Here is an 11,779-nt window from a genome sequence, read left to right as displayed (position 1 = left end):
GCCATAAAATACAATGTGATTTATACCAAAAATTATATAGATATGAAAAATAATACTTTCTATAAAGTAGACAAACAAAAGGATGCAGACTGTTTTATAAAGGGCGGTTCCCTCTGCGGTTTTTGTTTTTTAACGGGATTACTATTTTCTTACCAGGGGCATGCCCAGTTTTATAACAAGGGAGAGGTTTTGGTGAAGGATAATACGATTTTGTCTGTTTATGAAAATTACCAGAACGATGATTCGGGAGCCTTTACCAATGACGGGGAGGTTTATATTTTTAAAGACTGGAACAACAATGGTGTGGTCAATTTCACAAATGCTGCAAGTAATGGCAGTACCTTGTTTAAGGGCACCGAAGAGCAGATGATTGAAGGGGATAAGCAGTCTGATTTTCAGAATGTTGTTTTTGACAATAAAACCGCTGGTGATGCCCAGTTTCACCTGGGTACAACAATCACGGTAGGAAACAAGGCTGAGTTTATTAAAGGAATAGTAGACGCGGCACAGCTGGAAGGCCTGGTGATTTTCAATGAAAATGCAGTTCATGAAAAAGCAGGGGATCAAAGTTTTGTGGATGGAAAAGTTCAGAAAAAGGGAAAAAAAGATTTTGAGTATCCGGTAGGTGCCGATAAATATTTCAGACCGTCATTTCATGGTGCAGCAGCATCAAACAATATATATACAACACAATATTTCCATAAAAATTCAGCAGACCTTCATTCGCATTCCAGTAAAGATGATTCGATATTAGAGATCAATGACCAGGAATACTGGGAGGTGCGTCAAGATCAGGGTGCTGAAAAAATTGTCTTGAGCCTTTCGCTGGGCAATGACACGACCCCTTCCCAATTTTTCGCAGAAACTTCCAAAGTAAGGACAGCCATTGTGCGCTGGGACGAGGCATTAGGCAAATGGGTGAATGATAAAGGGGTTCTCAGCGATCCTATCAACGGGGAACCGTATTCAAGACTGTTAACCGGTGCAGTAGGAGGATATGGGATCTTTACGACGGCTCTTGTCAAGGCAGAAGACAGCGATCCTACGGACTTGATAGTGTACAACGCGGTATCTCCAAACGGGGACGGCATAAACGATACTTTCCACATCAAGGGAATAAACAAATATCCTGACAATTCTGTTGAAATCTATAACAGATGGGGTGTTAAAGTATACGATGCAAAATCATACAATGAAAGCACTGTAATGTTTGCGGGTTATTCAGATGGCCGTGCCACAATAAACAGGGGAGAAAAACTTCCTACAGGAACCTATTTCTACATACTAAAATACAATAACGGTAAAAAAGCGGTTGAAAAATCAGGCTACCTGTATATCAACAATCAATAATTCTAAAATTAAGAATTGAAATTAATTAAGTAATGAAAAATATCTATCATATAATAACAATATTGCTGCTGGGGGCTTTCAGCGCATCGGCGCAGCAGGAGTCGCAATACTCGCAGTACATGTACAACACAATGACTTTTAACCCCGGATATACAGGTTCCAGGGAAGTAGTGAGCGCAATGGGACTGTACAGGACACAATGGGCTGGATTGGACGGAGCCCCGAAAACAATGAACTTTTCAGTTCAGAGCCCTCTGGGGTCCCATGCAGACGGAATTGGTTTAAACGTAGTGAGCGACCAGATCGGTCCGACAAAGAATGTAGGTGTTATGGGAAATTTTGCCTATACCATTTTAGGCAGCACGGATGTAAAATATTCATTTGGTATCGCTGCGGGACTGGATAATTTCTCGGTTGATTATAACAGATTGAATATAGAGAATCAGGACCGTTATATGACCGGGGTGGAATCTCAGATTTCACCCAATGTAGGGGCTGGTTTTTATGTACATTCTTATAACTGGTATGTAGGTTTATCAGTTCCAAGATTATTAAAAACCACCTATTTTGATGATGTAAAAGAAACCACCTATTCAACAAAATCACATTTTTATTTAATAGGGGGTTATGTGTTTGACCTTAATCCGTATTTAAAGTTTAAACCTGCAGTTCTGGCAAAAGCTGTTTCCGGAGCCCCTCTTGCGGTTGATTTGTCGGCCAATTTCCTGATCAATAATAAATTTACCCTTGGCGCGGCATACCGCTGGGATGCAGGTCTTAGCGCCCTTGCCGGTTTTCAGGTTACAGATGGCATACAAGTGGGATATGCCTATGATTATGATACAACAAATATTGGTAATTACAATTCAGGGTCACATGAGTTTTTCCTGCGCTTTGATTTGATAAACAGGTCTAAAACAAGGCTTGTAACGCCAAGATTCTTCTAATAACGCTAAATACGAAATAGGATGGTTTATAAAAAACTCAAAACTGCTTTTATATTGCTGATGGTTTGTATCATGCAGACAGGAAATATCCAGGCCCAGAATCAGGATAAAAATTTAGAAAAGGCTAATGCGGCATATAAAAAGTTTGCCTTCATTGAAGCTATTAGGTTATACAATAAGGAAATTAAAAAAGGGAATAATACAATCGAGGCTTATACCAAGCTTGGAGACTGTTACTATTATAATGGAGATTATCCGGAAGCAGCCAGATGTTATGCCAAAATAATAGACTCTCCAAAAGGGATCGATCCGGAATATTATTTCAGATATGCACAGGCTTTAAACAACAGCCAGAATTACAAAGAATCTGAACAGGTTATGAAAACCTACTACTCCAAAACCGGCAAAAAAGATTTGAGTGCAGACTGGAACCAGGAAAAACTGATGGAAGATATTAAAAGACAATCCGGCCGTTATATTTTCAAACCTGCAGATGTGAACTCCCCATTTTCTGATTTTGGTGCTTGTTTTAATGGCAAGGATAAAGTAATTTATGCTTCGGCCAAAGATACCGGAACAATCATAAAACGTAAACACAGCTGGAATGAGAAATCGTTTTTAAAATTATATTCGGCTGATGTTACGGTGGATGGCGGACTGCAGAACCCTGTTCTTTTAAAAGGGGATGTAAATACAAGGTACCATCAGAGCACCCCGGCGATAACCAAAGACGGCAAAACCATGTATTTTACCAGAAACAACTATGCCGGGGGGAAACTTGGGGCTGATAAGGAAGGAACCACTTATTTAAAAATTTATGTGGCTGAGAATGTTAATGGAGAATGGAAAAATGTAAAAGAACTGGGTTATCCAATAAATAGTGACGGGTTCTCCTCTGCACACCCGGCTTTAAGTGCCGATGAGAGTGAGCTGTATTTTGTTTCAGACCGAAACAACAAATTCGGTAATTCGGATATTTATGCGGCAAGTCTTAAAAAAGGGGGCTATATTGGCAACGATATTACCAGATTGGGGGATGAGATCAATACCTTAGGCAGGGAAACCTATCCTTTTGTAGATGCTTCAGGAATTTTATATTTCTCCTCTGACGGTCATCCGGGCCTTGGCGGTTTAGATGTTTTTGCGGCATTAAAGGATGACCAGGGCAAATACCATGTAGTAAACCTTGGGGACGGTGTAAATACAAATGCAGATGATTTTGCCTATACCATTCAGGATGACACTAAAAAAGGGTATTTTTCTTCTAACAGAAGCGGGAATGATGATATCTACAGTTTTACAGAACTCAGGGCGGCTGATTTTAACTTTAATATAAAACCAATTGTATCGGGGACTTTAAAATACACAAGCGGAGCGCCGATTGAAGGTATGGCTGTGGAGGTTTATAATTCAGAAAACCAGGTAATCAATACGGTTTATTCTGGAAAAGATGGTCTGTATACCATTGATCTTGATCCTTACAAAGATTATAAACTGGTTTATAAAAAGCCCGGCATTGCCGAGAAAATACACAATGTGGCGCCTCAGTTAAAACCGGCAGAGAAACGTGAATACTCATTTGATTTTATAAATGAAATGGAGGTAATCGTAGGAGATAAGACCGTAACGCTGCAGGAAGGGGATGACCTTACACATAAGTTAAAACTGGACCCGATTTATTTTGATTACAACGGATTTAAGATAAGAGAGTCATCAAAAACAGAATTGGATAAGGTTGTGGAATTAATGAAAGCCCGTCCGAGTATTTCGTTAAAAATTAATTCGCATACCGACAGCAGGGGCAGGGATGATTTTAATATGAAGTTATCTGAGAACAGGGCAAAAGCTACTGTAGATTATATTGCGGCCCATGGAATTGAAAAAGAACGTGTGTCGGGAGARGGWTATGGGGAGACCCGTTTAATAAACAGATGTACCAATGGAGTAAAATGTTCTGAACAGGAGCATCAGCAAAACAGACGTTCAGAGTTTATAATTCATGTAAACCATTAATAAAGGTTAATTAAAAAAATAGGGTATCGTAAAAAGATACCCTATTTTATCTTATATTAAATTTTAAATGAAATTGTTTTAATTTAAAAAGCGTGAATTTGAATAGCGGATTAATGAGGCTTTTTTATAAAATCTTCCGTGGCCTTATGNCTTATATTAAATTTTAAATGAAATTGTTTTAATTTAAAAAGCGTGAATTTGAATAGCGGATTAATGAGGCTTTTTTATAAAATCTTCCGTGGCCTTATGCTTAAAAATCTCATAATATTTTGATGAAAAATAACTTAGTTTGCTATAACTCAGCTCGTAAACTATTTCTGTTAAGGTTCTAAACTCACCGCCTTTTAATAATTTCTGCGCTAGTATCATTTTTTCGGTTATAAAAAAATTATTTGGAGTATTGTTAAAACATTTTTTAAAGAGAATTTTGTATTTTGATTCAGACATCCCAGCCATTGCCGCTAAAAAAGTTACTGACGGAAAAGAGCCATACAAATTATTAAGAAGATAATCTTTTGTTTTAGTAATGGCTTCAAGATCTATTTCTGTGACATCGTTTGTTGTAATTTGGGAATTATAAAACTTATTGAAAAAATTGCCTAATAATTTTAGGGATACACCTTTTAAAAGAGAATCAAAAGAGATATCATTTATAGATTTATTTTTAATAGATTGAATAAGAAGTATGCTGTTGCTATCAATATTCCCATAATGATAAAGCGTGTTATTATCTGGCTGTAATGCTCGTTTTTTACGTTCTTTTTCAGGATATTTTTCCATAAAATCATTTAGCAGACTTTTGTCAACCAGTATACGTAAGGCTATTGTTCGTTCATTGATTGCAGGTTTAAATGTACTATCGAGTTTATTATCAATAATGGCAAGATCTAATTTCTCAAAAGAGCCAATTTCATAATCTTTATTATTAATTTTTATTAAGTTGACATGCTCACTTAGATCATAATGAAAAATGTATAAATGGTGATCAGAATTTAATCTGGTTATTTTAACAGGTGTTGTCAATTCAAAATCAATAAATAGTGCTGAAATCCCAGGTGTAATTTGTGTAAAATAAGTATGCCCCTTTCCGAAAGTTTCGGGGAAAATGATTATTTTATTATCTACAACTTTTGTCCCCATTTGCTCTGCAAACCTAGTTTGCCATTCTGGACCTAAACTATAAAAGTGTTTGATGCTTTTCATAAAATAGACATTAGATTTAGTTTATTTTTTTAAATATCTTTATGAGCATTTATAATTGTTTGATGAAAGTTTTTGGAGACAAACCGTATTGTTCTTTAAATTTTGAGGCAAAATAGGAGTTGTTTGTAAAATGAAGTTGATCTGAAATTTGAGAAATGGATAATTGCTTTTTTTGAAGTAATTCTTTAGCTAGTGATAGTTTGTTATCCATAAAAAAAGCATTTGGCGTACTTCCCGTAATTTTTCTGAATAAGTTTTTAAATTTTGATTCAGACATATTGGCTTCTGATGCCATAAATTTAATAGTAGGGAAATGTTCTTCAATATTGCTAATCAGGAGCTTTTGTATTTTGATAATGTTAGCCAGATCGGTTTCATTTACAGTTTGTATGACAATTCTGTTGGTTGACATCTTTTTTAGATAATTAGAAATTAGCATATGTACAGTACCAACGAGATTTAAGTTAAATACAGGACCGCCAACTTTTAATTTTCGTAAATCGTCCAATAAATGAAAACTTTCATTACTCATTCTGTCAAATCGAATAATTGTATTTAGTTTAGGATCAGTTATTTTATCGATATTGTCAATGGTAATATTATTTTTTTTTGCAAAAAATTTGATCATGCTCTTTTTAATGAAGATACATAAAGCAAAGGTTTTACTACCGGATTTAATATCATAACAGGATTGTAGACTGCCATCAATTACAGTTAAGTTGTAATCCCATCTTCCAACGTTGAACTTCAAAGTGTCATTAGATACGCTTGCCTCACCTTCAGTGAGATTATAATAAAAACCTATAAAATCATTATCTTTATTTTTTTGTATTAATTGAAAATTTTTATGGTATTCAACGTTGAGATAGTAAGCTACAATTCCTTCACTGACCTCAAAAAAGTATCTTGTTCCCGACTGAATTTCTTCTGGACCAATTATAAAATTGCCTTCAACTTTTCCTCCAAATTGCTTTGCAAAGTTTTCAACCCAGGTTAAGTCTGCACCATAAGAATGTTCAATTATTTTCACGGAAATATTTTTTAATAAAGTTAATTAATTTTTTTTTATTTTTTTTTGTAAAGTTTTAACATTTAATATGTTAAACTTTCTAAAGTATAGGGTGTATCTTTTAATTTTTAATAATTGATCTTATTTATACGAAAGCAAACTGCCATAAAATTTAGAAGCACAGTCAATCAAGCCAGTTCGATTGGTGATGGTATCGATAATTTGTTCTGGATAAGATTGCTTGTACGGGTGTTATAATTTGAAAAGCTATTGATAAGATTTTCAGACATTTGAATTGTTACAATAGAATTTACTTGTATAACATTTATGGAACTGCATCGTTTGAATGTATTTGAGCATATTCAAGTTCCTTTTTCTGTTTTCATCTTCGCCTGCATTTTTTATTATTTTAATAATTAATTTTTTTTAAACTTCATTTATAAGGCCAAATCAAAGTCAGTTTTTTTAAATTCATTTTGCATTAAAGGGTTGGTAATTTTCAAAAAGGTTCTTTTTTATGTTAGAGATAGTACTGACATATTTTTTGCATAATAATATTTTTATGCTAGACATTTTCCTTTAATTAAGAAGATTTATTGGGTAAGAAACCATTTACAATATATTAAGTTGCATTCAAATGTAAATTAAATATTTAATTTTCGATTTATTTATTTTTGTTTATTTAACTATTTGAAAACAAACTAAATAAAATTGTTGTTTAAGTCTTTTTCTGATACTTTTTGAACTTTTAATGGTATTTGTATATCTTTTTTTAGCTATTAAATGTATGTTTTTTAATACATTTTTATATTTTATAGTTTTAACTAAAAATCAATTTTTATTTTGTTTTGAGGTTTATTTTTACTTTTTTAAAAAGTCTTATTTTAATATTCTAAAGACTTGAATAGGGAATTAATATTCTAGTCTTATTTTATTTTTGTTCCATATTTTTTGTCGTTTTATTTTCTCTTTTTGAAAAAAGATTAGCGAATAAGAAAAATTATATATTAAGGTAATTTAAACGAGATGAATACTTCTAATTTTTCTTTAGAGTTTCGATTAAATGCAGATGAAGTACGGAAGTTAAATAAAATGTATTTTAAAAATCTGTATAAAGAGCGAGTTCGAATTCTTTTCGGATTTGTTTTACTTTTTTCTATTTTTTACGATTTTTCTGAATGGAATAATGGAAGTGATTTAATTATATGGATAATACGAAATCTGACTTTCGTGATAATCTTTTTAATGCTTCAGTGTTCATTTGTCAATATGATTTGCAAACTTACTTTTCAGCTAATTAAAAAGCTTTTAAGATTTGATAGATTAATATTAAAATATAAATTCAATTTTACAAATTCCTTTATCTACGTCCATTCTCCGTTGGGAGAGTTCGTTCATAAATGGACTCAAATTGAAAAAGCAATTTTAACTAAGGATTTTTTCTATTTATACATTAAGGAAAAAAATGGATATATTATTTCCATTTCGAATAAGAATCAGAATAGAGATATAAAGAAACTAATAGCTTTTATAGAAAGTAATGTAATACAGATTACGAAAGTTTAATAGATGATTATATTTTGAATTTAGTATTTATGGATTGAATAGAAATAACAAATATAAAAGCTGGCAGATTATATGCACTATAATTTTTTATATGTGCTTAAAATTAAATCAATTTCTTTGAAGGATTGTTACGAAACAATTCATTTTACAGCGTTTTTAAAGTACTTCAAACATAAAATAGTGATATATTCCAGCCTCAGATCTAAAAGACGCTGTAATAGCTTTTGGGGAAAATTATTATCTGGTAGATGTATTCCAAATTAATAGCTATAAATAAAAATCAAATTAATTTTTTAAAAAAGGAAAACTTAATTGTCTACACAACTAATTTTTAAAAACGACTTTAAAGTTTTTTTTATCCCTTGCGATATTATGTTGAAGTTTTTTTAGACCGAGACAGCCCGTCATATAATTACAATGTCAGCCAATATTCTGATACTGCAACAGCTTTCTAAAACTAAATATTTTAAGTTTGTAATATATTATTTATATAGTCGTTTAAAAAGCATACGCCACAGTGCGGATAGTGAACATAAAATTGGAAGATTATGTTTATGGACCAGCTCTACCGCCTGCAGTGAATTGATTAAACATTGTGAGCGGAGGGCTTTTTTATTAAAATTTGATTAAGAAGGTAACCGACTTATTCTATATAAAAGGTTGTTTTTAAGGCTTAAAGAAGACTGACTTTAGATTCTATATGTTATAATTTTTTCTAAATTTTTCAGAATAAAGAATATAAATAGCAAATTCAACCATATTGTAAATGTTAAAACAAAAAATACCAATTTTTTCAAGTGGTGTTTTTATTTAGTAGCGGGAACAGGACTCAAACTTGTTAACGACAAATAATAAATAAAAACAGCGTTACAAAATTTCGAACCTAACAACACTTGTTAATATTGATTTATAATTTTGAAAAATACCTTGTGCCACGCTTGTGCCACAAAACTTAGACTTATAAATATCTTTAAAAACCGCCTTAACTTTTTGTGGCAAAAAGCTATGCCGTTCATTTTACTTTTCCTCAATTTAAACCTTTTACTTGAAAAAGTTAAAAGTATTGAATGAATATGTCTATGTTTTTGATTGATAAATCCATCTTAAGAAAAAACATTATGTATAATTTTATTTTCAGTTCAGGACTTAGTTAATTAATCTTGAATTTTATGGAATAAGATTGTTAGTTATTATTAGTAATAGATTTTTGTTTTGTTTGATAGGGAGATTAATTAACTATTTAATCTCCCTTTCTTTTGTTATGATAAATGAGTCAGGAAAATTTAATAAATATGTGATTATATGGAAAGAGAGAATTTTAAAATTAAAAAAGGTAGTTTTTTAAAAAAGGCTGTGCCATTTTTTATACTCTTATTTTTTTGTACCGCTAAAGGGTATTGTAAAAATGATGAGAAAACTAAAAGTGCATTAGCTGTAATAGAAAGACTTATAGGTAATCGTGCCAGCGAGTTTGAATTAAGTATTATTGAAAATAAAGAGAATAATAAATCAGATTGGTTTGAAATCGAAACAACAGGTAATCAGGTAAAAATCAAAGCATCAAATAATACTGCAATTTGTTATGCAGCTTATAATTTTCTCAGAGATATTGGTGCAGTTTTAGTCAGCTGGGAAGGAAATAGAGTCGGTTTGCCTAAGACCTGGCCAAAATATTCAAAAAAAGGAAATACGCCATTTGAATACAGAGAATATTTAAATGCCTGTACTTTCGGCTACACGACTCCGTGGTGGGACTGGAAGCGCTGGGAACAGGAAATTGACTGGATGGGAATGCACGGAATCAATCTTCCAACTGCAATGGAAGGTCAGGAAGCAGTATGGCAGGAATTATGGAAAGAGTACGGTTTGACCAGCACTCAATTAGAATCGCATTTTGCAGGACCTGCTTTTTTACCGTGGCAGCGTATGGGAAACATTAATAGTCTTGAAGGCCCATTGCCACAAGAATGGTTCAGTAAGAAAGAAGACCTGCAAAAGAAAATCTTAGAAAGAATGAGAGCATTAGACATGCATCCCGTTGTGCCTGCTTTTAGCGGTTATGTTCCTAAAGCTTTCGCAGAAAAACATCCAGAAGCTAAAATAACCGAATTAAAATCCTGGTCTGGAGGTGGTTTTGCAAGTACTTTTCTATTAGATTCTAAAGATCCTTTGTTTAAACAAATTGGTAAACGCTTTATTGAAATTTATACTAAAATGTACGGAAAGTCCAATTTCTATCTGGCAGATTCTTTTAATGAAATTACACCGCCGGTTTCTGAGAACAACAAATATGAAGAACTTTCTAATTACGGAAGTGCTATTTATGAAACTATAAATGAAGCTGCTCCCGGTTCAGTTTGGGTAATGCAAGGATGGCTTTTTGGAGACAATAAAGAATTTTGGACAAAAGAAGCCACTAAAGCATTTTTAAGTAAAGTACCAAATGACAGACTGATGGTTCAGGATTATGCCAACGACAGATATAAAGTATGGGAAAATCAGGAAGCTTTTTATGGAAAACAATGGACTTACGGTTATGTACATAATTATGGAGGATCAAATCCTGTATATGGAGATTTGGATTTCTATAAAAATGAATTAACGAGTTTACTAAAAAATCCCAATAGAGGAAATATTGTGGGCTATGGTGCTATGCCAGAAGGCTTAAATAACAACTCTATAGTTTATGAATACATTTATGATCTCGCGTGGAATAAAGGAGAACAGCCTATAGAAGACTGGCTCAATAAATATCTGGATGCGAGATACAGAAAAAAGACTTCTGTTTCTGTTTTTCAGGCGTGGCAATTATTGTTAGAATCTGTTTACAATATCAAATATTGGGAAACACGCTGGTGGAATGATAGGGCTGGAGCGTATTTGCTTTTTAAACGTCCAACTGCGACAATTACAGAATTTAAAGGAAACCCCGGAGACAAGAAAAAACTAAAAGAAGCTTTAGATATTTTGACCAAAGAAGCTAAAAAATATGATAAAAAGAATTTCATTAATTACGATTTAATTGATGTTTCAAGACATTACTATTCACTCTGCATTGATGAAGATTTGATAGAATGTGTAAAAGCGTACCAACAGAAAGACATCACAAAAGGAGATCAACTATTTAAAAAGATCGAAAAACAAATTTTGGCTATTGACAATATCATGATCGGACAACCTTTGAGCAGTCTTGATAATTGGGTAAAATCGGCCTCTGAATACGGAAGTTCTCCAGAGGTATCTAAATTGTACGTAAAAAATGCCAAAACATTAATTACGCTTTGGGGTGGAGAAGGTCATTTAAATGATTACGCTTCAAGAGCATGGCACGGAATGTATAAAGGATTTTACTGGCCAAGATGGAAAATGTTTTTAGAAGCGTTGAAAAAATCAGCAGTAAATAATACTCCATTTGATGAAACGAAAGAAAGGGAACTAATTAAAAATTGGGAAATAAATTGGTCTGAAAATAAATAAACAATACAAAGAGACCATAATTATTACGTATATAAACACAATATAACTTAAGCTTTAACCTATTGCCTTAAACTATACTGAATATATGAAATGAAATCTTTTACGAAATCGATTAATTAGTAAGTTTTTGATTATATAATTTTATAAAAATAAATTCGTAAGCCCTTGCTGTTACTAGTTTTAAAGGATTTATCCATATTTCTGAATAACTTGT

Annotated in this window: 7 protein-coding genes; 5 read left to right on the top strand and 2 right to left on the bottom strand. The window is 32.6% G+C overall.

The window, feature by feature from the left end; all coding sequences use genetic code 11:
- The 3 genes from ASD98_RS02320 to ASD98_RS02310 all read left to right on the top strand — a co-directional run.
- Positions 1-1,350: gliding motility-associated C-terminal domain-containing protein (locus ASD98_RS02320; RefSeq protein WP_206779292.1), on the top strand; the 1,350-nt coding region annotated here is incomplete at its 5' end.
- Between the two features lie 32 nt (positions 1,351-1,382).
- Positions 1,383-2,297 (top strand): type IX secretion system membrane protein PorP/SprF, encoded by a 915-nt coding sequence (locus ASD98_RS02315; protein WP_056199575.1) that lies wholly within the window; start codon positions 1,383-1,385, stop codon positions 2,295-2,297.
- 21 nt (positions 2,298-2,318) lie between these two features.
- Complete coding sequence (locus ASD98_RS02310; RefSeq protein WP_082577771.1) at positions 2,319-4,310, top strand: OmpA family protein; 1,992 nt, start codon at positions 2,319-2,321, stop codon at positions 4,308-4,310.
- A gap of 210 nt (positions 4,311-4,520) precedes the next feature.
- Here the strand turns inward: ASD98_RS02310 and ASD98_RS02305 are convergent, their stop codons facing one another.
- Positions 4,521-5,513 (bottom strand): AraC family transcriptional regulator, encoded by a 993-nt coding sequence (locus tag ASD98_RS02305; RefSeq protein ID WP_056199570.1) that lies wholly within the window; start codon positions 5,511-5,513, stop codon positions 4,521-4,523.
- A 49-nt stretch (positions 5,514-5,562) separates the two neighbouring features.
- Positions 5,563-6,543, bottom strand: coding sequence for an AraC family transcriptional regulator (locus ASD98_RS02300; RefSeq protein WP_056199568.1), 981 nt, complete (start codon positions 6,541-6,543; stop codon positions 5,563-5,565).
- Positions 6,544-7,548: 1,005 nt separating this feature from the next.
- Here ASD98_RS02300 and ASD98_RS24535 point away from each other — a divergent pair.
- Entirely contained in the window at positions 7,549-8,088 is a 540-nt protein-coding gene (locus ASD98_RS24535; RefSeq protein WP_056199563.1) for a YcxB family protein, read from the top strand.
- 1,302 nt (positions 8,089-9,390) lie between these two features.
- On the top strand, positions 9,391-11,565 hold the full coding sequence (locus tag ASD98_RS02290; RefSeq protein WP_056199560.1) for an alpha-N-acetylglucosaminidase: 2,175 nt from the start codon (positions 9,391-9,393) through the stop codon (positions 11,563-11,565).
- Positions 11,566-11,779 lie beyond the last annotated feature (214 nt).

This window comes from Flavobacterium sp. Root186 (genome assembly GCF_001428525.1).
Lineage (GTDB): Bacteria > Bacteroidota > Bacteroidia > Flavobacteriales > Flavobacteriaceae > Flavobacterium.
This window is presented reverse-complemented; position numbering and strand designations above follow the sequence as displayed.